Genomic DNA, 24,973 nt, shown 5'->3' on the forward strand with positions numbered 1-24,973 from the left:
ACCCAAACGCCGGCACGGCGGCGGTGTGGGCCCGCCGGGGTGGGCGTGGGTCACGCGGGAAGTCAGTCGCCGAGCAGCTGCGCCACCGCCTCCGCCAGCGTCGTCACGGTCGCCTGCCGGTACGCGCGCGCCACCTCCGTCGGCCCCAGCCGGGCGCGGGCCTCGGCCTCCGCCCGGTCGCGGTCGGCGATCTCGTCCGGCGTGAAGCTGGGCGCGCCCAGCGCGGACCGTTCGCGCTCGGCGAGCGCCAGCAGCCGCAACCCGCCCGCCGGGTCGCCCTCGGCGACGTCGAGCTGCGCCAGCCCCTCGACGGCGTCCAGCTGTCCTTCGGCGATGCCCAGCTCGGTGTAGATCGCCAGGGCCTCCCGCATGGCCGCACGCGCGGGGGCGTTACGGCCGCGACGGCGGTCGATGGTGGACAGGTTCGTCAGCGCGGCCGCCTCACCGCGCCGGTCGTTCAGGGCGCGGAAGCCCGCCAGCGCGCGGTGGAACAGCTCCTCCGCCTCGTCGAGGCGGCCCATGCAGCGCAGCGTGCCCGCGGTGTTGTTGGACGCCGCCGCGACCATCCGCGCGTCGGCGTCGTCCTCGGCGATCCGCAGCGCCTCGTGGCCGAACGCGAGCGACGCCGGGTAGTCCTCCTGCGCCTGCGCGGTGATCAGCAGGTTGTTCAGCGCCGCGAGCATGCCGGTCCGGTCGCCGAGTTCCCGGAACGTGGCCAGGCCCTGCTCCCCCAGCCGGCGGGCCGCCGGCAGGTCGCCGGAGTTGCGGGCCAGCGCCGCGGCGGCCCGCAGCGCCCGGGCCCGCAGGGCGGACGGTTCCGGCGGGGCGGTGGCGAGCGCACGGCCGAGCCAGGCCCGGCCCTCGGCCATCCGCCCGGCCACCCACCAGTACCACCACATCGCCGCGGCGATCCCCAGCCCCTTCGCGGGGTCACCGTCGCGCAGGGTCCAGTCGAGCACCGCCACGATCGTGTCGTGGTCGGCCCCGACACCGGCCAGCCACTCGGTGTGTGCCGGGCCGTCCAGCGGCGGCGGCGCCGCGAGGCGTCTCTCCCAGACGGCGACCAGCCTGCCGTATGCCTCGGCGCGCTCGGCCGGGTCGAGGCGCTCGCGGGCGTACTCGCGGATGGTCTCGATCAGCCGGTAGCGGCCCTGCTCGAACTCCACCATGGACCGGTCGACCAGCTGGGTGAGCGCGTCGAGCGGATCCGCGCCGGCCACCTCGGCCGCCGTCGCCAGGTCGAAGCCGCCGGCAAACACACCGAGCCGCCGCAGCAGTGTCTGCTGCGGCTCGGTGAGCAGGTCGTAGCCCCAGTCGATGGCCGCTCGCATGGTCTGGTGCCGCGGCACCGGCGACGTGCCGGTCAGCAGGTCGAGACGCCGGTCGAGACGCGACATGATCTCGGACAGCGGTACCGCGCGCAGCCGGGCGGCGGCCAGCTCGATGGCGAGCGGCAACCCGTCGAGCCGGCGGCACAGCTCGGCGGCCGCGGCCTGCTCGGCGGGGACCAGCCCCGCACCCCCGCGGGCCGCGGCGACCCGGTCGGCGAGCAGCCGCATCGCGTCCGCACGCGGATCGGTCACGCCCGCAACCGGCGTGGCGAGCCCACCCAGCGTGAAGACCACCTCGCCGCTGAGGCCGAGCGGTTCCCGGCTGGTCGCGACGAGGCGCAGGCCGGGGCAGGCGCCGAGCAGCGCGTGCGCGAGTGTCACCGCGTCCGCCCGGACGTGCTCGCAGTTGTCCAGCACCAGCAGCACGCGGCCGGTCAGCTGCCGGACGACCGTGTCGCGCACCGCCACGCCGGGCTCCTCGCGGATGCCGGTCGCCGCGGCCAGCCGGGCGTCGAGCGGTCCGTCGCGGTGCTCGGCAAGCTCGACGACGTGCACCGCGTCGTGATCGTCGGCCACCTCACGGGCCAGCTCCAGGCTGAACCGGGTCTTACCCGCGCCGCCGGGCCCGACGACGGTGAGCAGCCGGGCCGTGCCGAGCAGACCGATCACCCGGTCCAACTCGCGGCGGCGACCGATGAACCGGCTGCGCTGCGCGGGTGTTCCGGGGGCCGGCAGGTCGAGGGTGGGGTCCTGCCGGCGTACGGCGGCGGCCAGCGCGTCGAGCTCCGGGCCGGGCCGGGCGCCCAGCTCGCCGAGGGCGGCGGCGACCTGGTCGTACGCGCTCAGCGCGTCGCCGGAGCGGCCGGAGCGGTACAGCGCGATCATCAACTGCCGGACGAGCCCTTCGGCCGTGGGCTGTTCGGCCACCCAACCGGCCAACTCGGTGGCGGCCTCGACGTGCCGGCCCTGCGTCAGCGCCCGCTGCGCCCACTCGTGCCGGGCCGCGAGCCGCAGTTCGGCGAGCCGGGCCGCCGCCGCTGCCACGGAGGGCCCCGCCCGCACCCCGTCGTACGCGTCACCGCGCCACAGGTCGAGCGCGCCGGTCTGCTCGAACTCGGCGGCATCGAGGGTGGCGCCGGCCAGGTCGAGCCGGTAGCCGCCGGGCGCGGTACGCAGCCGCTCGCCCACCACCCGGCGCAGCGCCGAGACATGCATCTGCAGCGTCGCCACGGCCGTCGACGGGGCGCCCTGCGGCCACAGCTCGGCCAGCAGCTTCTCGACGGTGACCGACCGGCCACGGGCGGCCAGCAGCACGGCGAGCAGCGCCCGCGGCTTCGGCGCCAGGGTCGCCTCGCCGTCCGGCGTGCACACCCGTACCGGCCCCAGTACCTCGAAGCGCACCCGCACCTCCGCCTCGTGTTTGGCGCAATTTTGGCGGCACCGGTCAAGCTTGCCCGCACGGCCAGACAGGGAGTGCAACCATGCTACGGACACGCCGTACCGGCTCGGTGATCCTGACGACGATGCTGCTCGCGACGAACGCCGCCTGCGGTGCAGCGGGCGGCCCGAAGGTCGGGTGGAGCGACGACGAGGGCGGCGGATCGCTCGGCCCGCAACTGAACGTGACGCTCAGCCTCAGCGGCGCGACGACGCTCGCGGGCGACCAGACGGCGGCGGCACCGACGAACAACGGCACCATCCCGGCGAGCTGCGCCGAGTACGCGAAGGGCAGCACCGGGGAGGAGGGCAGGACCTTCTACGTCGGCGCCGGCCTGCTCGACGGCCCGGTCGACGGCCGGCGGGTCACGCTGGAGCTGTGGATCGAGGAGTACACGGGACCGGGCACGTACCCCAAGGGTCAACTCGTCGCCCCGGGCTCGCGGCCGAGCATCGCGGTGGACGGCACGGTCTACGGCACGTGGCCGGACAGCACGTCCAGCGAGGTGGTCACCGACGACCGCGGGGGCGGGACGTGGACGTTCGCCAAGCTGGCCACCACCGGTGCGGGCGGGCTGCCCGGCGACGCGGTGGACGGCACGGTGACCTGGACCTGCCGCGACGCCTGACGGGCAGGGTCGCCCGGCGCGGTGCCCGACTGTCCATGACGGCCCGACGGTCGTCGCGACCTGCGGGACCGCCTCCGGGTCCGGCCCTGACCGCGCCACCCGGTGTCAGGACCGCCGGGCGCTGCGTGGGGCGCAGGAGCGGGCCGCTGCCGGTGCCCCTCAGGGGCGCTCGCCGGCGACGGGTTCTCCGGCGCTACGGCGTTGGTGCGACAGGTCGGTGTGGTGGTGCGCGCCGGGATGGCTGTGCGGGTCGGTGTGGACGGTCGCGGTGGTCAGCCGGGGCACGGCGTGGGTGAGCTGGTGTTCGGCGTCAGCGGCGATCTCGTGTGCGGCGACGAGGCTGAGGCCGGCGTCGACGACCAGGTCGGCTTCGGCGTGCAGGCGGTGGCCGATCCACCGCAGCCGTACCGCGGTCACGTCGCGGACGCCCTCGACGGCCCGCAGCGTGGTCTCGGCCTGGTCGACGAGCGCGGGGTCGACGGCGTCCATCAGCCGCCGGTACACCTCCCGGGCGGCGTCCTTGAGGACGAGAGTGATCGCGACGGCGATGGCCAGGCCCACGACGGGGTCGGCCCAGTTCCAACCGGCCCAGGCGCCGAGCGCGGCGGCGACGACGGCGAGTGAGGTGTAGCCGTCGGTACGGGCGTGCAGGCCGTCGGCGACCAGCGCCGCGGAGCCGATCCGTCGCCCGACCCGGATCCGGTACCGGGCGACGAGTTCGTTGCCGGCGAACCCGACGATCCCGGCGGCGAACACCCACGGCAGGTGGGTGACCTGCGCGGGATGCAGCAGCCGGTCGACGGCGGTCCAGGCGGCGGCGACGGCGGAGCCGGCGATGACCAGGACGATGACGATGCCGGCGAGGTCCTCGGCCCGCCCGAACCCGTAGGTGTAGGCGCGGGTCGCGGCACGGCGGCCCAGCAGGAACGCGATCCCCAGCGGCACCGCGGTCAGGGCGTCGGCGACGTTGTGCAGGGTGTCGCCGAGCAGCGCCACCGACCCGGACAGGACCACGATGACCGCCTGCGCGGCGGCGGTGATCCCGAGCCCGACCAGCGAGATCCACAGCGCGCGCAGCCCCGCGCGGGACGATTCGAGGGCCGGGTCAACCTTCGCCCGCGAGTCGTGCGAGTGCGGCACCAGCGTGTGCCGCAGCCGGTGCCACCACGCCCCCGGCCCACTCGCGTGCGCGTGGTCGTGCGTGTGGCTGTCCGCGTGCGGCGCGTCCCGCCGGCCGTCGCCGCCGTGGCCGTGATGGTGGTCGTGGTGCTGGTTCCGCACGATCGAGGCCCCCTCGGGTACGGCGCGGCAGGGTCGTTTCCCGCCGGTTCGCAGCCCGATAATATGTGCTCATGTACGCACGCGACAATGTTGCAGGTGCCAACGGGCGGCAACAGCGCCCGCCCGGCGACGCCGAGGTGGGCGTCGCCGTCGACATGCTGCGGATGCTCGGCGACGGCACCCGCCTGCGGCTGATGGTCCTGCTCGGCGAGGGCGAGCAGGACGTGACCGCGCTGGTGGCGGCTGTCGGCGTGGCGAGGCCGGCGGTGTCGCAGCACCTGGCGAAGCTGCGCCTGGCCGGGCTGGTGACGGTGCGTCGCGACGGCCGCCGCGCCCTCTACACCGCCCGCGGCGGACACGTCCGCCGGCTGGTTTCCGAGGTTCTGCACGCCGCCGCGCACCACGTGACGGGAGAGCCGGAACACGACTGACGGGTTCCGGGCCGCGCCGGGACGGACAGGACGAGCCCTCTGGCGGGGCCACCCGGCGCGCGGAGCGGGCGGCGGCACACTCCCCGCGTGACCCATGCCCCCCTCGACGGGGCCGCACCGCCGGCCCCGCAATCGGCGGGACCCCGCCGCGCCTGGGCGGCGGCGGATTCGGGCCGAAAGGGCAGGCGCCCGGCGGCCGGAAGGACTCTCGGCAGCCGGGCGCCCGCCGTGGTGCTAGTTGGTGCCGTTCAGGGCCACCAGGGCGCTGGCGGTGCGGAAGTACGGGTTACGGCCGAGGTCGCCGACGGTGGTGATGTTGAAGGCGTCCTTGAGCAGCTTGGCGTCGCCGTCGCTGACCCCGGCGAGGGCGGACACCGGGGCGTCGACGATCTCGGCGAGGGTCTTGTCCTGGTAGGCCTTGTCGACCAGCTTGGTGAGGTCGGCGGTGACGGGCATGCACTCTCCTTCAAGTCCCGATCGGGCAATCCGACCGGTTGCGGACAAACTCACCCGATTAGATCACAGGGCGAGGAACCCGATCCACTGTGTACCCCCGATGGGACTTCCACACGAAACCCTTACGGCACAAGGAATCTGCGGCGTCCACCGTGGATCCCGCCGCGCCGGGAAACTACCAACGCCACCTGAGAGGTAGCTGAAGGAATTCACGCCGCTACTGTCGGGTAAGACTGGCGGCATGGCCGCCGCCCCCGGAGGCACGGCCGGCGGCAGGACACCTGTCCCGGAGGCACCGCCGCCCGCGCCACTCGCCCGCGAGTCGCCCGCCGGGCCGGTCAGGAACTCGTCGCGTCCTCGCCGGGCTCGTGCCCGTACGTCGGCGTCGCACGCAGGCGTACCCGGGTGATGGCCCGCCCGGTCACCTCAGCGACCTCGGCGGTCAGGCCCGGCACCTCGACCGTGTCGCCGGGTGTCTTCGGGATCCGGCCGAGGTGGGCCAGGACCAGGCCCGCCACCGTCGTGTAGTCACCGACCTCGAGGGTGTCCTCGTCGAGGTCGATGCCCACGTCCGGCAGGTCGTGCAGCGGGAAGCCGCCCGGCATCAACAGCGCCCCGTCCGCCTCCCGCACGACGGCCTGCACGTCCCGGTCGGTCTCGTCGTAGATCTCCCCGACGATCTCCTCGACGAGGTCCTCCATCGTGACGATCCCGTCGATGGAGCCCCGCTCGTCCACGACGAGGGCGAACTGCTGCCGCTGGGCGCGCATCTCCCGGATCGCCTCGGTCACCTTCAACGTCTCCGGCAGATACAACGGCGGACTCGCGTACGCGGCGACCGGGCCGTCCTGGTCGAGCAGGTCGCGCATGTGCACCACGCCGACGGTGTCGTCCAGGCCGCCACGACCCACGACCGGGGCACGGGTCTGCCCCGACCTGCCCAGCTCCCGCAGCGCCTGCGGCGCCGACAGCGTCGCTGACAGGGTGACCACCTCGCGACGCGGGACGAGGATCTCCCGGAGGATCCGCTCGGCGACCTCGAACGCACCCGAAATGATCATCCGGTGTTCGGGCGTGAGGGTGCGCTGCGCCGCGACCATGTCCCGCAACTCCTCGGTGGTGACCTCCTCGCGGCTGGCGCGGGGGTCACCGCCGGCCAGGCGCACCACCGCGTCGCTGGCCTTGCTCAGCAGCCACACCACCGGCCGGGAGAACGCCGACAACGCGTCCAGCGGGCGGGCGACCAGCATCGCCCAGCCCTCCGCGCGTTGCATCGCGATCCGCTTCGGCGCCAGCTCGCCCAGCACCAGGGTGACGAAGGTCAACACGATGGTGACCAGCACGATCGACACCGGCTCCGCCGCCGACCCCAGGAACCCCAGCGGCCCCACCAGCGGTGCCGCGAGGGACACCGCCGCGGCCGCCGAGGCCAGGAAGCCGGCCAGGGTGATGCCGATCTGAATGGTGGCCAGGAAGCGGTTGGGGTCCCTCGCCAACTTCGCCAGCACCCGCCCCGACCGGGAGGCCCGCTCCAGGCGCTGCAGTTGGCTCTCCCGCAGCGACACCAACGCCATCTCGCTGCCCGCGAACACCGCGTTCACCAACACCAACACGAGCACCAGCGTGACCTGCACGCCATAGCCGTCCACGGCCTGTTCGACGCCTCCCCCACCGGACCGTCCGGAGCACCAACCGTAGCCGCCCCGAACCGCCACGATCGCGGTGTGTCGGACATCTCAGGCCCTACCGCCGCCGGGCGGGGCCACCTGCGGTTCCAGGCCGCGCAGCGGCGGACGCAGGGGTGGCGGCGTGCGTCACGGCGCTGCCCGCGAGCCTGGTCGGGAAGCTGCCGGCCCTGTCGGTCGCGCCACCCGGTGGCACGCGTCGGTCATGCTCGGAGACATGATCCGGTTTGTGCTCAACCTGCTGTGGCTGATCTTCGGCGGCGGCATCGTCCTCGCCGTCGGCTACGGCATCGCCGCGCTGATCTGCTTCGTCCTGGTCGTCACGATCCCGTTCGGCGTCGCGTCGCTCCGGCTCGCCGTCTACTCCCTGTGGCCGTTCGGCCGCACCGTCGTGCCCAAGCCCGGTGCCGGAGTCGCGTCCGGGCTCGCCAACGTCCTCTGGGTGGTGCTCGCCGGCTGGTGGCTGGCCCTGTCCCACATCCTGACCGGTGCCGCGCTGTGCCTCACGATCATCGGCATCCCGTTCGGGATCGCCAACTTCAAGCTCGTCCCGGCCGCGTTCTGGCCCCTCGGCCGCGAGGTCGTCGACACCCCGTGACGGCCCGCAGCGGCGGGTCGTGACGACGACCGGCACCCGCTCGCCACAGCGGCGGTACGACTGCCGCGCGGATGGCGACGGGGGATTACGCTCCTGAGGATCCTCTAAGGAGCTGACCATGCGGAACCTGTCGTCCCCTGCCACGGCTGTCCTTCGTGCCACCGTCGCGACGGCGCTCGCCGTCGGTGCCGCCGCGTCCATGGCAGCCTGCACCTCGACGACTCCCACGGCCGGGGGACCCACCACCTCGCCGGCGACGTCGGCGCCCGCGAGCGGCACCGCGAACACGCCCTCGCCCACCGGCAACGGGCCGGACAACCAGTCGCCGTCGACAGGCCCGGGAGCGACCGGCAGCACCGACCCGATCCTGCGGGGCGAACGGCAGGTCGTCCTGCGGCCGGTCGGGTCCTTCGAGTCGATCCTGGCCGTCGACGCCAAGGGACGGCTGAGCATGACCTCCGGCGACACGGACAAGAGCCTGTTCGTGCTGCTGCCCGCCAGCGGCAGCCGCCACCAGATCCGCACCGCGAAGGCACACGCCGGCGGCGAGCCCGACTGCATGGGGTTGCGCGACAACGGCAGCGCCCCGACGACGGTCGTCGCCACCGCCTGCGATGCCGGCCGGGCCGGCCAACTGTTCACCATCGAGAAGACGCGGGAGAAGAGCGAAGGCCGCCCGACCTACACGATCAGCGGCGAGGGCGGGGTCCGCCTCCGCGCGACGGACCGGCAGGGCCTGGTCGTCGAACGGGTGGGCGCCGGTGCCGCCCGGGAGGGCCTGACCTTCGACTTCGTCGACAACGGCCCAGCTCCCGCAGGCCCGGGCGAGTGAGCACGCCGGCTCCTCTCCCGCCGGCGGCGCGGACGATGGTCAAGGCCTGAACCCCGGCCCTAGGATCGGGGCCGTGGGAAGGACCGACCGCGCCAGCCGGGTGATCGCGGCACCACCGGCGACCGTCTACGGCGCCCTGCTCGACCGGGCGTCGCTGGAGGCCTGGCTGCCGCCGGACGGCATGCGCGGGCGGATCGAGCGGTGGGATCCCCGGCCGGGTGGCGGATTCCGGATGGTCCTGACCTACCTCGACGCGGCGGACAGCCCCGGCAAGACGTCGGACGCGGCCGACGTCGTCGACGTCGGGTTCGCCGCCCTGGTGCCCTCGCGGTGCGTGGTGCAGCGGGCCGTGTTCGAGGCCGACGACCCGGTGTACGCGGGCACCATGACGATGACCTGGCACCTCGCCGCCGCCGGGACGGGAACCGAGGTGACCGTCACCGCGACGGACGTGCCACCCGGCATCGACCAGGCGGACCACGAGGCCGGGATCGCCTCCTCGCTGGCGAACCTGGCGGCATACATCGAAGCGGCCGACTGACCCGCGAGCCGTACGGATGGAGCAGCCGCCGCCGACAGTCGCCGCACGCCTGTTCGCCCGCCGCGACGCCCGGGCGACGGCTGCCTATGCTCGCCTGGTGCAGGACAGTGAGCGGGCCGTACTGGCCGGAATGTTGCAGTCGGCTGAGGACGCCCCGCCGGTCGAGGCGGTCCACGCCGTCACCGGTGCGATCGCCACGGCCCTGGACGCGCTCGGCGTGTCGCTGCTGATCGCCGACCTCAGCGGCCGGGCCCTGGTCCGCCTGACCCACGAGCCCGTCGACCACGGCCCCGGTCGGCGTCAGGGCGAGGAGAACGCCGAGGTCCTCCCCTTCGACGGTGGACCTCACGAGCAGGTCCTCCGCCAGCAGCAGAGCCAGGTGGTAGCCCGAGACGGCAGCTGGACGGTGCTCGCGCCCGTCACCGAACGCGGCGAGACCATCGGCCTGCTGGAGATCGACCTGCCGGACGAGCCGAACGCCGACGTGGTCGCGCAGGTCAGCAGCACACGCGCTGGCGTTCGTGGTCATCGCCAACCGCCGGCACACCGACCTGTTCGAGTGGGGGCAGCGCAGCACCCCGTTCACGCTCTCCGCGGAGATCCAGCGGCGTCTGCTGCCCGCCTCGTTCACCTGCGAGGCCGCCGCGTTCGCCCTCTCCGGCTGGCTGGAGCCGGCCGCGAGCGTCGGCGGGGACACCTTCGACTACAGCGTGGCCCGCGACCTGCTGCACCTCAGCGTCACCGACGCGATGGGCCACGGCGTGGCGAGCGCGCTGACCGCCACCCTCGGCGTGGGCAGCCTGCGCAACACCCGCCGCCGCGGCGGCGGTCTCGTCGAGCAGGCCGAGGAGGCCAACCGGGCCGTCGCCGAGCACGCGAACGTACGGGGCGCCTACGTGACCGCCGTGCTCGGCCGGATCGACCTGCGGACCGCGCGTTGCGAACTGCTCAACGCCGGGCACGTCCCGCCGCTGCTGGTCCGCGACGGCCGGGCCACGCCGGTGGAACTGCCCGCCAACTTCCCCCTGGGCATGTTCCCCGACGAGCGCTACCGCAGCGGCGAGATTCTCCTGACGCCGGGCGACCGGCTGGTCGTCGTCACCGACGGGGTACGCGAACGCAACGCCGCCGACCTCGATCTGCCCGCCGCCCTACGCGAGATCGGGCACCTGCACCCCCGTGAGGCGGTCCGGGCGTTGTCGGACGCGGTGCTGGCGACCGCCGGGCCTGCCCTCGCCGACGACGCCACCCTGCTGATCGTGGACTGGTACGGCGGCCACGGGCCGCGACGCAGCACCGCCGGCGCCGACACCGCCCGCGCCAGCGCCGGCACGGAATGAGGCATCACGTCGCCGCGGCGGACGCCTCCTCGGCGTCCCGCACGGTGTCGAAGATGCCGATGACCCGGTCGACCGAAGTGATCGACAACACGGAGCGCACCGGCCGACTGACCCCGGCCAGACCGAGCCACCCGCCCCGTTCCCGAAGGTCCTTGTAGGCGACCACGAGCGCACCCACGCCGCTGGAGTCCAGGAACCCGACGCCGGTCAGGTCGACCACCACCACCCGGGCACCGCCCTGTGCCACCTCGTGCAACCGGTCACGCAACTGGGGTGTGGTGCTCATGTCCACCTCACCGACAACCTCCACCACCGTGCCGATACGCCCCGGCCGGGTCGACAGTGTGAAGTCCACGAATCCCCCTCGTCGCGACGTACCGGTCGCCCGGCCACGCCAATGCCGCTCAGTGTGCCGTACCCACCGTGCCAGACGCCGGCCCCGAACGCTCACCGACCGGCGCCCCACCCGTGGTTCGGGCGGGGCGCCGGTCGCGGGGTCGCCGGCGTCGACAGCGTCAGCCGAGGGGCGGTGCGGTCCAGGAGGACCGGATCAGCTCCCGCTCGGCCGCGGCGAGGTGGGCGGTCGCGGCCAGCCACGCCCAGGCGTACCGGTCCGGATCGGGATCGGTGAGCCGACCGAACGCGTCCCGGCCGCGCCGGTCGGACTCGTCGGCGAGCCCGGCGGCCACGGCGGCGGCCGTGGTGAAACCCGCCCGGCGCAGCGGGCCGGCCAGGCCGGCCCCGTCGCCACGGGCCGCCTCGGCCACGGCCCGGCGACCGCCGGAGACGGCCAGCTCCACCAGCCGACGGACCCGCCACAGCGGGGACTCCGCGACCGCGTCCGCGCCGACGGCGAGCACCGGCCCACCCGGCGCGGCCGGGTCGCGGGGTGGCAGCTGACCGCCCTGGAGCTCGTCGTAGCCGAGGTCCACCCGCCCGTGCCACTCCGCCGGCAGCCGCAGCGTCGTGGCCTCGCCGGGGACCGGACCGACCGCGAGCGGGCGGAGCGTGCCGGCCCGGTCCGGGTCGAGCCGGCCGACCACCCGGATCCGCAGGCCGGGCCGGGAGGCGAGCCGCCGCAGGTTGGCCACGTGGGCCAGCATCGGGTGCGAGCTGACCGCCACCAGCCGGATCACCGGCCCGTCCGGTACCGGCACGCGCTCCGCCGCCGCGCCGGCGGCGGGGGCGAGCTCGCGGGCCAGCACCTGGTCACCGACGGCGCCCACCACCACCAGGTCACCGCCGACCAGCGCGGTCCCGGCCCGGCCCGGGTCCTCGGGGTCCTCGACGGCGAGCTGGGCGGTCACCACCTCGGCGAGCGGGCGGCCGAACAGTTCCGCCACCGGCCCGGTGGCCCAGTCGGTCTCGACGAGCGGGGTCGCCCGGACCCCCTTGCCGGCGCCGAGGCGGCCGTCCGGGGAGACCGTGGTGCCGGTGATCCGCAGGCCACCACGGGACAGCACCGCGTGGTTGACCGCGACCGCGCCCATCTCGGTGACCGCCCGGGCGCAGTCCCGCGCCCGGTCCGGGCCGCCCGGCCGGACGTCGCCGAAGGAGAGCTGGCGCCCGTCGGCGGCCACCAGGTGGGTGACCACCCCGGCGTACCCGGTCGCGCTGATCACCGGTTCCCGGCAGACGCCGTACACCTCAAGCGTGCCGTCCGGCTGGTAGGCACGCCGTAGGACGCCGACCAGCGCCGGGTCTGGGTCGCCGGCGGACAGCCGGCCGGCGACGTACAGCAGGTCGTGCAACACCTCGACGAGCTCGGCCAGCCGGTGACCGTTCTGCCGCCCCCGGTGTGCGCGCAGGCCACGCACCGTACGCAGCGCGGCGCTCTCGGCCCGCGGCAGGCCGGCCAGCCGGGCGCTGTGGGCGGCCCGCAGCAGTTCGGCCTGGGGCACTGCCCCGGCGGCCGGCGCGCCGGCCGCGAGCACCGCGACGGCCGCCCGCCACAACGCGCCGGCGGCGGCCCGTTGCGCCTTCGTCGGCGCCGCGCCCCGGCGGCCACGACCGGCAGCCTCTCCTGCGGTACGCCCGGTCCCCCGGGCGCGACTGGCGGGCTCGGCGGTCGACGGTCCCCCGGCGGCGGACGCCGGATCGGGGTGGGTGGCCGGGTCGGCGACCGGGCAGGCGAGGAGGACCGCCGTACGGTGCAGGCAGCGCGGCGCCAGCAGGCAGCTGCACCGCGCCTGCTGCGCGTCGGTGACCGCGCCGGTCGGCCCGGGCGTCAGGGTGACCAGCGCCTCCGGGCCGCAGTCGACCGACACGCCCCCGTCGACCGGCCCGACCGGTACGCCGGCCAGCCGCTCGACGGTGGCGTCCAGCCGCTTGTGCAGCCGGGGCGGCAGGGCCGCCACCGCCGCGGCGGCGACTGCCGGCAGCACCGGCGGCAACCGGTCGGTGTCTGCGGCGGTGGCTGTGCGGTCCGTCAACGTGATCCTCCGCGGATGCGGTCGCCCACCCAGCGGGCGAGTTCGAGCGGGCTGAGAGCGGCGACGGGCATCCCGGCCGCGACGAGCTGCTCGGCGACCGGCACCGAGTAGCAGGGCGCTCCCCTGTCGTTCAGCGCGGCGCAGCCGAGCAGGTGCACGCCGGAGCCGACCAGCGTGCGGACCTCGCCGAGCAGCCCGGCCAGCGGGTAGCCCTCCTCGAAGTCGCTGACCACCGCGACGATGGTGCGGCTCGGCACGGTCACCAGCGAGCGGGCGGCGGCCAGCCCGGCGGCGATGTGCGTACCGCCGCCGACGCGCACCTCCAGCAGCAGCGAGAGCGGGTCGTCGACCCTGCCGGTCAGGTCGACGACCTCGGTGGAGAAGGCGAGGAAGTGGGTGGACAGGGTGGGCACCCCGGCCAGGACGGCGGCGGTCAGCGCCGACCACACCACCGACGCCTCCATCGAGCCGGAGACGTCGACCACCAGCACCAGCCGCCAGTCGGCCTCCCTGCGGGTGCGGGTGTTGAAGACCGGGCGTTGCGGCACCACCACCGTCCGGCCGTCGTCGAGCCGCTGGGTGTGCGCCAGGTTCGCCCGCAGCGTACGGGCCAGGTTGATCCGGCCGCCGGGACGGCGTGACGGGCGCGGGTTGCTCAGCCCCGTCAGCGCCGGGCGCATCTGGGTCGCCAGTTGCTTCGTCAGCTCCTCGACCAGCCGCCGCACCAGGGGCCGCAGCTTGGCCAACTGCCCCTCGGGCAGACCACCGGCCAGCGACAGCACCGAGGTCAGCAGCTCCATCGAGGGGCGTACCGCGGCCGGGTCGAGTTCGGTGAGCACGTCCGTACGGCCGTTCTCGGCCGCCCGGGCGATGACCTCCTCGCGGACCGCGGTGCCGAACAGCGCCTCGAGTTCGTCGGCCCACTCGCGCGCGGTCGGGAAGGAGGCCTCCTGTCCTCCGCCGGCCGCCTGGCCGAGGTCGGTGGCGCCCTCGCCCTGGCCGGCCCCGTACAGCTCGTCCAGGGCGCGGGCGTAGCGGCGGGCGTCGGCCGGCAACCGGTCGGGTTGGCGGCCGAGCAGCAGCCGCCAGCGGTCGGTCGGGGTGAGCCCGTCCTCCAGCGCGGGTCCGGCGCCGGCGGGGGCCTCGCTGCCGGCGGGGACTTCGGCGCCGGCGGGGGCGTCGGCGTCGACGGGGGCGTCGGCGTCGACGGGGGCGTCGGCGTCGACGGGGGCGTCGGCGTCGACGGGGGCGCTGGTGCCGCCGGGGGCGTCGGTCGCGCCGGTCGGCGCGCCCGGGATCGGGATGTGGCGGGCGAGCAGGGCGGCCCGGCCGGCCCCGTCGGCGGCGGCCCAGCGGGCCAGCAGCTCGGGCGGGGCGGACAGGCTCAGGTCGAGCCGGTCGCCCAGCCGTTCGGTGACGGTGTGCAGCAGCCGCTCCCGGGCCGCCGGGGTGAGCACGTCGAACCCGCCGCGCAGCGCCGGCAGCCGGTCCAGGAAGTCGGCGTCGGGCAGCCGTTCGATCCGGTCCAGCAGCGGGTCCAGCGCGGCCGGGGCGGACTGCAGCAGCGGGTGCGCCCCGGCGAGCAGGCCGCCGAGCAGCCGGTGCAGGTGCCGCCGGGTGTCCGGTCCGGTCGCCGCGTCGATCCAGCCGGCCACCCGGCCGCCCAGCGTCTCCAGGTCGGTCAGGTCGAGCAGCACCCGGGCGGCCAGGGCGGCGCCCTGGATCAGCGGCGAGCCGGCACGGGCCAGGTGGTCGAGCGCCTCGTCCAGGCGCAGACCGATCCGGTCCTCGCCGGCCCGCACCGCGAGGTCGACCAGGGCGGCGGCGTCGGCCGGGGCATCGCTGCCGGCCAGTCCGGGCAGCCCGCGTACCGCCGCGTCCAGCAGCACGACGGCCAACTCGGCGGCCCGGGCCCGGCCGTCGGCGGTGGTGCCGGGCAGGTGTTCGCGGCGCAGCGCCTCCAGCAGATCCAGTGCGGCCAGCAGCTCGGGCAGCGTGCCGGTGCCCGGCAGCACCGCGGCGGCCAGCTCGAGCCGGTCGGTGACCAGCTCGGGCAGGTCGCACCGGGCGGCGTCACGGAGCCCGGTGAGCAGCTGCGCGGCCGTGGGGCCACCGTCGGCGGCCTCCCGGCGGAACCGCTCCCGCAGCGTGCCGGTCGCGGCCAGCGCCGCGGTCACCCCGCGGACGCCGACCAGGTCCAGCCGGGCCGCCACGGACGGCGTCCAGGCCAGTTCCCAGCGGGTGGTCAGGGCAGCGCCGTCACCGGTGCCGGACACCGCGATCGCCTCGCCGTAGCCGACGCCGCAGACCTGGAGGCGTTGCAGCAGGACCTCCCGCCGCCCGTCCAGCTCAGTGCGCAGCGGGTCCAGCCGTATCTCGCGGGACTTCGGGCTGTCGGGGTTGGGCAGCCGCAGCGTGGCGAGTTCCGCCTCGACGGCCGGGCCGAGCCCGGAGCGCGGCGTGCCCGGGGCGACGCGGCCCCGTTCGGCCCCGACCAGCACCGTCTCCAGCGCCCTGGCCAGCGCCCGGCCGCGGCCGAGCAACTCGCCCTGGCCGAGCACGGTGGTCACCGCCTCCAGCACCTCGCCGCGGCCCGGGGCGGGCAGGTCCCGCAGCCGGGCCAGGTCGTCGGCGAGCCGTACCGTCTCGGCGGCCTCGCCGGTGCCGGCGGTGTGGCCCGCCGCGCGCAGTTCCCGGCACACGTCGGTGACCGCCCGGGCGGCCGCGGCCCGGATCCGCTCGGGGTCGCCGGCCGCGGTGAAGACGGACTGCTGCCAGCGTGGGTCGCGGATCCCCGCCGGGTAGCCGGAACGGGAGTCGAGCAGGTCGAACGCGTACGGCACCAGGGAGGTGACCGCCGTGCCGCCGGTGGTGGCCGGCGCGGGCGGGTCCGACACGGCCCGGACCGGGCCGTTCGGGGCGAGGGCGGGCCGGGTGGCCTCGACGGCACCGTCGACCGCGGGTGGGGCGGCGAGCAGGGCCGGGGCGTGGAAGGCGCCGACGACGGCGGCGACCCGCCGGCCGTCGGCACCGGCCTCGGCCAGCACCCGCCGCATGTGCCGCTCGCGGGCCAGGTCCCGGGCCGGTACGCCGTCACGGCTGGCGCTGTCGGTGCGCATCGCCCAGCCGACGCCGAGCGCGGCCCGACGCAGCGCCTCGGGCGGGCAGCCCGGGGCACGCACCTCGACCACCCGGTCCCACAGGTCGTCACCGTCGCGGCCCGTGCCGCTGGCGCCGAGCGCGGCGGCGTACGACCGGCCCGGTGCGGGCACCGGCCCCCCGGCGTCTTCGGCGGCGCCGTCACCGGCGGCGGACCCGGCGCCGGCGGTCGGGGCGGAGTCGGGGCCCGGGCCGGGTGCGGTCGCCGGCTCGGCGGTCTCGGCGGTCCAGCCGGGATCGCCCAGCGGCAGGTCGCAGCAGCGCACCTCGACGCCACGCTGGCGGGCCCAGCGGATCGCGGCGAGCTCCGGGGAGAAGTCGGCGAACGGGTAGAAGCCCATCTGCCCGTCCGCGCCGTGGCTGCCCACGAGGGCCAGGGGGGCCCGGGCGGCCGGGTCGGACAGGTACGGCAGCCAGCGCTGGAAGTCGGCCGGCAGCTCGACACAGACCACCTCGGCCCCGGCCGCGTCCAGCAGGTCCGGCACCACCGCCGCGAGCGCCGGGCTGTGGTGCCGCACCCCGATCAGGTACGGGTGGGCCGAAGCGGCGAGCGCGTCGAGCACGACACGCGGATCGGCCGTCGACCGGTCGGCCGCCGGCGGGGCGGGCGACGTTCGAGAGAGGGTCGTCACCGCAGGCTCTCCCGCAGGTCCCAGAGCCGCCGCCACATCGCCGAGCCGTCCTCGGCACGGCGGCGGACCGGGCCGTCCCAGTAGCCGAGCAGCCGGGCGTGGTCGTCCTGGTCGTCCTTGCGGACCACACCCAGCAGGTGCCCGGGCACCAGGTCGAGCGCGTCCGCGCCGGGCAGGTACGCGGTGGCCAGGCCGAGCGACACCGCCACCTGCACCGCCTCGGCGGTGGACATCACCGTACCGGGCCGCTCCACGTCCCAGCCCTCGCCCGAGCGGCCCGAACGCAGGTCGCGGAACACGGTCACCAGCGCGTCGAGCACCGCGTCGTCCACCGCGTACGGCGCGCCGGCGCGCTGCACGGCGGCGGTCGCCTGCCGGCGGACCAGGTCGGTCTCGACGCCCGCGTCCGAGATCGGGTGGATGGTCTCGAAGTTGAACCGGCGCTTGAGGGCCGAGGACATCTCCGACACGCCCCGGTCCCGCAGGTTGGCGGTGGCGATCACCGTGAACCCGGGCACGGCGCGGATCAGGCCGTCGTCGGTGCCGGACAGCTCCGGCACGTTCATCCGCCGGTCGGACAGGATGGACACCAGCGCGTCCTGCACCTCGGGCAGGCAGCGGGTGACCTCCTCGATGCGCACCACCCGACCGGTACGCATCGCGGTCAGCACCGGCGAGTCGACCAGCGCCTGCGGCGTCGGGCCCTGGGCGAGCAGCAGGGCGTAGTTCCAGCCGTAGCGGAAGGCGTCCTCGGTGGTGCCGGCGGTGCCCTGCACCGTCAGGGCGCTGGTGCCGCAGACGGCGGCGGCCAGCAGCTCGGAGAGCATGGACTTGGCGGTACCGGGCTCGCCGACCAGCAGCAGGCCCCGCTCACCGGCCAGGGTCACCACGCACCGCTCGACGAGGCTCCGCTCGCCGACGAACTTCGCCGGGATGGTCATGCTGGCCGGCAGCGCGCCACCGTCCGCGCCGGTGCGCCGGTCGGCGAGCAGCTTCAGCGCCTCGCCGTCGCTGCCCTGGATGAAGGTGACCACGGCGCGCGGGGTCAGCGCCCAGCCCGGGGGCCGGGCCCCGTCGTCGTACGCGGCCAGGAACGCCAGCTCGTCGGCGTACCGCTGCTCGGCCGAGAGGACCTGGGCGGCGTTCTCCGGCGCCTCGGAGGGGCGGACGTCTTCCGTCACGGTCACGGGTGTTCCTCGATCTCTCTCTTGGGGTGTTTCGGGACAGGGGTGGGCGGGGCGGCGGCGCCGCGACGGCCGGGGAAGGTCGTCGCGGGCGCCACCACCCGCCGGACAGGGGTCAGCGGCCGGGCAGGTCGGCGAGGCGGGGCCGGTCGCCGTCGCGGAGGCGTCGCCAGGCCCGCCGGTAGAGTTCCGCGGCCGGTTCGAACGGCACGGTCACCCCGAGCGCGGCCGTGCCGTCGGGGGCGAGGTCGAACAGGGCCAACTTCCAGCCCTCGATCGGCACCTGCCCGGCGCCGCGCTCCAGCCACGGGCCGGGCAGGAACAGCGACCGGCCGGCCCGGGACCGGCTGGCCTCGACGACCAGGTCGGTGCCGGCCAACTCGGCGCGTGCCGCCTTCAGCCGCGCCGGCTTCCAGCCCGTCCATCTCGCCGTGTTGCGGTCCGTCGGGTCGGGCATGGCCAGCAGCATCAGGTACGCCGCCGCCGCGTCGGTGCCCAGGCCGTACGCCTCGGCGACCTCGGCGACCACGTCGGACGCCGACCGGGTGGGATCCTGCGGCCACCAGGTCCCGTCCGCCGCCCGCGCGCCGTCGGCGGGCTCTCCCGCGTCGGCGAGCAGCGCCGCGAAGCGCGGGTCGCGCACCAGCCGCAGCGCCACCTCCACCGGGTACGGCTTGGCCACGTCCCTGCGCAGCGCCGGCAGGTACGGGTCCGTGCCGTCGGCGTCGAGCAGCTGCGGCCGCAGCGCGGGCAACGGTCGGCTGTCGTGGGTGGACAGCACGATGGCGCCGTAGCGTTCCCAGCCCGGGCCCGTCTCCGACGGGGTGCCCGCCACCTGCCGGAACTCGGGCAGGTAGACGTACTGCTCCAGGTCGAGCATGAGGTCGGGGTTGGCCAGCCGGTCCCGGATCGTGGCCAACGCGGCCGGCAGCGCCGCCCGGCACGGGTCGCCGACCGGCGTGTGGTGCGCTACCCAGGCCGCCAGGGCGATGGTGGAGTGCAGCACGTGCCCGGTGAAGCCCGCCGTGCGCTTGGCGACGGGCCGGGCCCGGTTGCCCCGGACCTCGAAGGCCAGGTCGGTGCTCAGCTCGGCCGAGCGGGCCGGGTCGAGCAGCGCCGGCAACGCCTTCGCGGGCGCCCAGCCGGTGCGGATCGCACGGGTCGCCTCGGCGAGCAGCTGTTCGGGCACGACCGCCCGGCGCCCCAGAGCGGCGTTCCATACCGCCGCGGCGGCGGCCACGTCCGGTCCGTCGGTCCACAGCCGGGCCGGGTCGGCCGGCAGCAGCGCCGAGACCACGGCCAGCCGCAGTGCCGGCCTCGCCTCCCGCAGGACCCCGAAGGCCAGCTTGACCTCGCCGACCTGCCTGATCCCGAGTGCCTTGCGCAGCTCGGTGGGCACGGTGCCGGCCGAGTCGGCGTACGGCAGGCCGGCCAGCACCAGCTTCGCGGCGGTGGGGGTGATGCCGGTCAGCTCGGCGAACCGCTCGGCCGCCTCCGGCCGCCAGGGCAGCGGGCCACGCGCGGCCCACTCGGTGCGGAAGGCGGCCAGCCAGCCGGCCGGCCGTTCGTCACCGACGGGCTCCAAGGAGTGCAAAGTGTACGGCTCGGGCAAGGCGAAGACGCCGGCCGGGTCGTGGTGCAGCGCCTCGAAGAAGTAGCCGGTGGTCGTGCCGCTGGAGTTGAGCACCGCGAGGAACGCCCCGTCGGGCAGCGGCAGGATGCCCGGCTGCGGGTAGCGGCGCGAGCCGTCGGGGTTCCTCATTTCGTCGTCCAGCACGTGCAGTACGCACCGGCGCCACCGCCCCGGCTCGGCCGCCGCGCCCAGGTCGAGCCCGTCCAGCTCCGTGAGCAGCGCGCGCAGCGCCTCCCGGTGCTCGTCGGGGGTGACCGCCGCGACGGCCCGGTAGGCGACGGCGGCGACGCCGCCGAGCAGCGACCACCAGTTCAGGGTGGACGGCAGCGCCGGCCCGTCCAGGTGCAGCCGTACGGCGGGATTGCCCCCGCCGGTGACGGAGCGCTGGGTGGCCAACGCCCGGAACTGGGTGAAGGCGTGCGCCACGGTGCCCGCCCCGTAGATCGAGCCGCGCAGCCCGTCCAGCGCCGCGCTCAGCTGCCTGTCGGTGGGTCCGGCCGCAGCGGCTGGCGGTGCCTCGGCGACGGGGGCGGACAACGACCGGGTGAGCCGCTCGGTCACCGCGTCCAGGTCGGTGCGCACCCGGGCGGCCAGCCGCAGCGCCCCGGCGACCCCGGCGAGCAGGGCGTCGTGGCCGATCGCCGGCAACGTCGACCCGACCAGCTCCACCAGCTCGTCGGTGGCGTCCTCGTCGGTGGCGGGTGCGGCGGCGACCGTGGCGGTCGCGACGGCGACGGGCAGGCCGGTGACCGCCTGCGTGGCCACGGTCGGCCCGGACCGCGTCGCCGCGCGGGCGGCCTCTTCCGCCAGGGCGGCGCGCCGCTCGTCGATCGCGACCTTGAGCAGAGCGGCGGCGGTCTCCCGGTCCATCCGGCGCAGGGCGGTGGAGCCGGCCGGGTCCCGGGGCAGCAGGTGACCGACGAACGCCTGCGGCGGCAGCGGCGGGGCGGCGGGGTTGTAGTCCCGGCTGGACGGCGGTCCGGGGGCCGCCGACGCCGTCCCGTCGGGGTCGACCAGGACGAGGCCGTTGAGCACGGCCCGGGGCCGGTCGTCGCCGGGCAGCACCAGCGCCGCGATCGGCTCCTGCCCCGCGGCCACGGTCACCGTACGACCGGCGAGGTCGTCGCCGCGTACCGAGCCGTCCGGCATGGTGACCACCCGCCAGCCGAGCAGACCGTCTACCGGGACCGCTGCCGGGGTGGCCCGGTCGGACAGGGCCGGACGCAGCCAGCTGGCCGACGCCCGCAGCCGGCTGCCGTCGACCGGGAGGTCGGCCAGGAACCGGGGCAGGCCACACCCGCCGTGGGTGTTGGCGACCGGGTCGTACTCGCGCCAGCCGTGCGTGTCGTCGTCTTCGCCGCGCCGGTAGACCCAGTGGGCGGTGCCGTCGGTGATGACCGGCAGCTCCGACGGCACGACGGTGTCACCGGGGTGCAGCACGCCGTCGCCGGTGGTGCGCCCGCCGCCCGCCAACGGCAGGGTGCTCTGCTTTCCACGCGCCTGGCTGCCCTGGGTGCGGCCCTGCAGGGGCTGCGGCTCACCGGGCGCCGAGTGCCAGTAGCCGCGCAGGTCGTAGTTGAGCGCCTTGGAACGCCAGTAGACCAGCAGGTGGCCGTCGACGTAGTGGTAGCCGGGCTGGCCCCACATGTCGTTGGCCGGGATGCGCAGGTCGTGGCGGAGCACGATGCCCTCGGCGCCGATCACACGCACCGTGGTCGGCCCACCCAGGATGACGTACGGCCAGGCTTCCTGCCGGGAGAGCTCGACCGTGCGGTCACCGCCGGTCACCTCCTGCCAGGCCAGCTCCCAGTCCGGCCAGCCCAGTTCGTCGACAAGGCCACCGCGCAGGGTGCGGGCGACGCGCTCGGCGAGGTCGACGCCCAGGGCCTGGCCGAGGTCGCCGGCCCTGCCCGGCTCGCCGAGCCCACCCACGACGTCGGAGACCAGCCGCAGCGCCTCGACCGGGATCCGGCCCAGCCAGTCCACCGCCGCCGGCAGGTACGGCAGCCCGGCGGCGAAGCGGGCGCGGATCCGCGCCCGCAGCCAGTCGGCCAGCATCGGCCGGACGCCCGGCGTGTCGACCATCCGGCGCAACGCCGGCTGCTGGCCGTCGAGCTGGTCGAGACCCCGGCGCAGGGCGGCGGTGAACCGGTCGTCGCCGGCCACGGCGAGCAGGTCCCGCTCGCCGTCACGCTTGACCCACGTCGCCAGGTCGAGGGCGGCCCCCTGCTTGGGCGGCGTCACCGGCAGGCCGAGGGCGAGCAGCAGGTCGAGCAGGTCGAGGTCACCGTCGACGTCGAGGCTCTCGCCGCTGCCGGCCAGCTCGACGCGCAGCCGGTCGGCCATCCGCTCGACGAGCGGGTACAGCTGCGGCATCCGACGGCGGCGGTGCTGGTTCACGGAACTGATCCGACCCAGGAAGCGACGCAGCCAGCCGACGGAGCCGTCGCGCGGGCGTGCCGCGTCCGGCACGTCCGGATCACACAGACCGGCGAGCGCGCCGGTGTCAGCCAGCAGCGCCAGCCAGGCGACCAGCTCGTCGCTGTCGGCGGGCATCAGGTCGAGCAGGCTGCCACGGATCGCCGGGTCGCGACCGGCCAGCGCCGTCACGGCCGGCAGGTGCGCCTTCCACCAGCCGGCCGGCGCCTCGGCGGCCACCGGCAGCCGGAGCAGCTCGGTCAGGTAGACGTCCGCGCGCTCGGCGACCGCGGCAGCTGCCTTGCCGGCGGCTTTGCTGGCCGTACGGACCAGCCGGTTCACCGCGGTGGCCGACTGGGTGGACGGCACCACCCCGGCGGCCGCGGCCCGCAGCGCCAGCCGGCAGAACCGGTCCAGCGCCTCGTCGGCCGGCAACTGGGCGGACAGCTCCTTCGCGTAGCCGGCCAACGCGGTCGCGGACACCACCTTTGCCGACGCGAACTCCACGTAGACCTCGTCCAGCCGGTGCAGGTCGACCTGCAGGCCGTGCTGCGCCTCCGCCTTGCGCGCCTTGTTGAACAGCTGCGTGGCGTACGCGTCCTGCCCGGCGGCGAGGAACACCCGCGCCGCCTGCTCGAAGAACGTCGGCAGGAAGTGCGGCAGCGAACGGGCGAACCGGTCGGCGATGCCCTGGTGGGCGTCCAGGGCGGTCTTGGGGCGCGAGCGCACCTGCTTGGCCAGCTTCTGCAACTCCGGCACCACCGCCAGCGCGTGCCGGCCGTCCGCCGGGTGGTGCACCAGCACCCACTCCGGGAAGGCCAACGGGCGGCGGGGGCCCAGCCCTACGACGACCGGCTCGGCGCCCGGCGTCAGGCCGAGGAACTCGAGGGCGATGTCCTCGCCCTCGCCGAGCGCGGCGTCGACCAGGCGCACCACCGGCCGGTCGTCGAGGGCGGGGTGCCGGTAGGTGCGGGCGGTGAGGGGCACCGCCCGGTCCCCGGCCCCGGCGGTACCGCTCGGCAGCACCGCGCCCGCGGCCAGCAGGCTCTCGGCCGACTGTCCGTCCGTCGTAGTCGTCATCGCGCTCACGCCTTGCTCCCCGTCCCGGTCACGGCGCCGGAGAGGGCCGTCGCCATCCGCATTCCTTCCGACCAGGCCACCGGCCCGACCTCGGTCAACCGCAGCGTCGGCCCGTCCACGACCCGCCACGAGAGGGTGCCGAGGGTCGCCTCGGAGCTCCAGTAGTCCTCCTCGAACCACAGGGTCGCCTCGACGGTGCGGCCGGCCTCCCAGACGCGGCAGCTGATCTGCGAGCCGGAGGCCCGGAAGCCGAGCGTGCCGGCCCGGGCCGCCAGCCGGCTGGGGACCGTGGTGCCGCGGAAGTCGGGGATCGTGGTGTCGCGCTGCCCGAGGTCGTCGGGCCTGGCCCAGGTGCCGCGGTGCAGCTGCTCGACGCGCTGGGTCACGTCCAGTTCCTCGGCGAACTCGCGCAGGTCGACCAGGTCGGGCAGGCGCACCGGGTGGGGCAACGTGGCGCTGACCGGCGTGAGCCGGACGGTCTCCCCGTCGAGGTTGACCACCCGCAGGTCACCGGTGTCGGTGACGTCGCGCAGGAAGCCCGGCTCCGCCGGGTCGTCACCGAGCACCACGAGGTCGCGCAGCGCGTCCCGCCAGGCGGGGTCCGGCCAGACCCGGGCCAGCAGCCCGGTCGGGACCGGCAGCGAGGACACCACCCAAGCGTCGACGCGGGCCAGGCACTCCGCCGCGTGCCGGTCGAGCCACTGGCCGAGTTGGCGCAGCCGGTCCACCTCGGGGGCGTCCCGCAGCACCTTCGGCAGCGTCTTCAGTGGACGGCCGCCGGCGCGTGGGCCGGTGGACCGGGCCGCCACCTTTCCGTCCACGAGAGAGATCTCGTAAGAGTCCCCCACCGCTAGCCAGCCCATTCAGGAACACCCTCCGCAGTGGCAGAACAGCCAGATTTCGTGAGGAATCGGCCGTGATCGACAACGAGGGCACGCTAACAGTAGTGACCGACACGACAGCGACCCATCGGCCGGGCAACCGAGCCGGGGTCGGCGGGACGAACAGGACGAGACCCGTGGAAGTCGCAGCTCCGGTCCGCCGTGACGCACCAGGAGCGGCCGGCCGCACCTCCCAGGGGAGGCCATTTAGTGATCCAGGTCACGGCCGATGCTCAGCGGTCCGAAACAGTAGCGGCGCCGCCCCTCGATCGGGTCGGCGCCGCGATTGGTGCAATGCCCAGCTCGATGAACGACCGGGATCGGCACGTCGGCGGCTCCCGGCCGCCACCGCGCGTCGGGGTGGCCGCGATCGGCCACCCCGCGCCGGGGTGCCGCGACCGCCCGCGGCCACCCCGACTCGACTGCCGGTTCAGCAGGTGGTGTTGCCGGCCGGGACCCAGCCGTCCACGGACGGGTGCTCGGCGCCGTGGCCGTAGATCCAGACGTCGTCGTCGACAGCCCAGACCTGACCGTGCCAGCGGAACCCGCGCCCGGCCGTCAGGGTGAGCAGCACGTGGCTGTGCGGTGCGGCGCGCAGCCAGGTGTTCTGCCGGAGATTGCAGACGATGCCCCACGCGTCGCTCGCCGACACCGGCGCGGCCACCACGGCCGAACCGGCGACAACGACGGTCGCGACCGTCAGGGCGTGTAGCAAGCGACGTTTCACTCGTGTCCTCTCGACTGTGGACGATGACGGTCTCCGATTGTCGTCGATCGACTCGCTCGACGTCAGGGGACCCCACTGCCCGACCCGGCCCGCGATCGTGATGATCACGGACCGGCTGATTGCCGGTGCTGCGGGCGGCGCGGCCGGAGGTGTTTGAGCAGGGCGAGGAGTCGGAGCTGCCGGGTCGCGGCGCGTTGACCGGCACGGCGATCCCGGCGAAGCCTCTTCCACGGCCGGCCTCCGAGCGCGGCGCGGCTTTCGTCGGC

17 protein-coding genes are annotated in these 24,973 nt (G+C 75.6%); 6 read left to right on the top strand and 11 right to left on the bottom strand.

Annotated features, from left to right (window positions below):
- Positions 1-62: 62 nt before the first annotated feature.
- Entirely contained in the window at positions 63-2,732 is a 2,670-nt protein-coding gene (locus tag ACGFIG_RS15455) for a BTAD domain-containing putative transcriptional regulator (protein WP_393003217.1), read from the bottom strand.
- A gap of 80 nt (positions 2,733-2,812) precedes the next feature.
- Here ACGFIG_RS15455 and ACGFIG_RS15460 point away from each other — a divergent pair, with 80 nt between their 5' ends.
- Positions 2,813-3,397 (top strand): hypothetical protein, encoded by a 585-nt coding sequence (locus ACGFIG_RS15460; RefSeq protein WP_393003219.1) that lies wholly within the window; start codon positions 2,813-2,815, stop codon positions 3,395-3,397.
- Positions 3,398-3,556: 159 nt separating this feature from the next.
- Here ACGFIG_RS15460 and ACGFIG_RS15465 read toward each other — a convergent pair whose 3' ends face one another.
- A complete protein-coding gene (locus ACGFIG_RS15465) occupies positions 3,557-4,681 on the bottom strand; it encodes a cation diffusion facilitator family transporter (RefSeq protein WP_393003764.1) in 1,125 nt (374 codons plus the stop codon).
- Positions 4,682-4,749: 68 nt separating this feature from the next.
- On the opposite strand from ACGFIG_RS15465, the gene ACGFIG_RS15470 reads away from it, so the two are divergent.
- Entirely contained in the window at positions 4,750-5,109 is a 360-nt protein-coding gene (locus ACGFIG_RS15470; protein ID WP_393003221.1) for an ArsR/SmtB family transcription factor, read from the top strand.
- 234 nt (positions 5,110-5,343) lie between these two features.
- Here ACGFIG_RS15470 and ACGFIG_RS15475 read toward each other — a convergent pair whose 3' ends face one another.
- Entirely contained in the window at positions 5,344-5,565 is a 222-nt protein-coding gene (locus ACGFIG_RS15475; RefSeq protein ID WP_393003223.1) for a hypothetical protein, read from the bottom strand.
- Positions 5,566-5,903: 338 nt separating this feature from the next.
- Positions 5,904-7,214 (bottom strand): hemolysin family protein, encoded by a 1,311-nt coding sequence (locus tag ACGFIG_RS15480; protein ID WP_393003225.1) that lies wholly within the window; start codon positions 7,212-7,214, stop codon positions 5,904-5,906.
- Between the two features lie 253 nt (positions 7,215-7,467).
- Between ACGFIG_RS15480 and ACGFIG_RS15485 the strand changes: the two genes are divergently transcribed.
- The 4 genes from ACGFIG_RS15485 (at position 7,468) to ACGFIG_RS15500 (ending at position 10,561) form a co-directional block, all read left to right on the top strand.
- On the top strand, positions 7,468-7,848 hold the full coding sequence (locus tag ACGFIG_RS15485; RefSeq protein ID WP_393003227.1) for a YccF domain-containing protein: 381 nt from the start codon (positions 7,468-7,470) through the stop codon (positions 7,846-7,848).
- 118 nt (positions 7,849-7,966) lie between these two features.
- A complete protein-coding gene (locus ACGFIG_RS15490; RefSeq protein ID WP_393003229.1) occupies positions 7,967-8,680 on the top strand; it encodes a hypothetical protein in 714 nt (237 codons plus the stop codon).
- A 73-nt stretch (positions 8,681-8,753) separates the two neighbouring features.
- Positions 8,754-9,221 carry an SRPBCC family protein gene (locus ACGFIG_RS15495; RefSeq protein WP_393003231.1) on the top strand — a complete coding sequence of 156 codons (468 nt, stop codon included), beginning with the start codon at positions 8,754-8,756 and terminating at the stop codon, positions 9,219-9,221.
- A gap of 521 nt (positions 9,222-9,742) precedes the next feature.
- Complete coding sequence (locus ACGFIG_RS15500; protein ID WP_393003233.1) at positions 9,743-10,561, top strand: PP2C family protein-serine/threonine phosphatase; 819 nt, start codon at positions 9,743-9,745, stop codon at positions 10,559-10,561.
- Positions 10,562-10,565: 4 nt separating this feature from the next.
- On the opposite strand, the gene ACGFIG_RS15505 is transcribed toward ACGFIG_RS15500, so the two are convergent.
- The 7 genes from ACGFIG_RS15505 to ACGFIG_RS15535 all read right to left on the bottom strand — a co-directional run bounded on the left by ACGFIG_RS15505 (position 10,566) and on the right by ACGFIG_RS15535 (position 24,707).
- On the bottom strand, positions 10,566-10,916 hold the full coding sequence (locus tag ACGFIG_RS15505; protein ID WP_393003235.1) for an STAS domain-containing protein: 351 nt from the start codon (positions 10,914-10,916) through the stop codon (positions 10,566-10,568).
- A 160-nt stretch (positions 10,917-11,076) separates the two neighbouring features.
- On the bottom strand, positions 11,077-12,993 hold the full coding sequence (locus ACGFIG_RS15510; RefSeq protein ID WP_393003237.1) for a hypothetical protein: 1,917 nt from the start codon (positions 12,991-12,993) through the stop codon (positions 11,077-11,079).
- A complete protein-coding gene (locus ACGFIG_RS15515; protein WP_393003239.1) occupies positions 12,990-16,784 on the bottom strand; it encodes a DUF5682 family protein in 3,795 nt (1,264 codons plus the stop codon). Before ACGFIG_RS15515 ends, ACGFIG_RS15510 begins: the two co-directional genes overlap by 4 nt.
- On the bottom strand, positions 16,781-17,971 hold the full coding sequence (locus tag ACGFIG_RS15520; RefSeq protein ID WP_393003241.1) for an AAA family ATPase: 1,191 nt from the start codon (positions 17,969-17,971) through the stop codon (positions 16,781-16,783). The genes ACGFIG_RS15515 and ACGFIG_RS15520 overlap by 4 nt, the downstream gene beginning before the upstream one ends.
- Before the next feature lie 112 nt (positions 17,972-18,083).
- Positions 18,084-23,099, bottom strand: coding sequence for a hypothetical protein (locus ACGFIG_RS15525; RefSeq protein ID WP_393003243.1), 5,016 nt, complete (start codon positions 23,097-23,099; stop codon positions 18,084-18,086).
- Positions 23,100-23,104: 5 nt separating this feature from the next.
- Positions 23,105-23,920 carry a DUF4132 domain-containing protein gene (locus ACGFIG_RS15530; RefSeq protein WP_393003245.1) on the bottom strand — a complete coding sequence of 272 codons (816 nt, stop codon included), beginning with the start codon at positions 23,918-23,920 and terminating at the stop codon, positions 23,105-23,107.
- A 490-nt stretch (positions 23,921-24,410) separates the two neighbouring features.
- On the bottom strand, positions 24,411-24,707 hold the full coding sequence (locus ACGFIG_RS15535) for a hypothetical protein (RefSeq protein WP_393003247.1): 297 nt from the start codon (positions 24,705-24,707) through the stop codon (positions 24,411-24,413).
- Positions 24,708-24,973: the final 266 nt, after the last annotated feature.

This window comes from Micromonospora sp. NPDC049048 (assembly GCF_043197615.1).
GTDB lineage: Bacteria > Actinomycetota > Actinomycetes > Mycobacteriales > Micromonosporaceae > Micromonospora.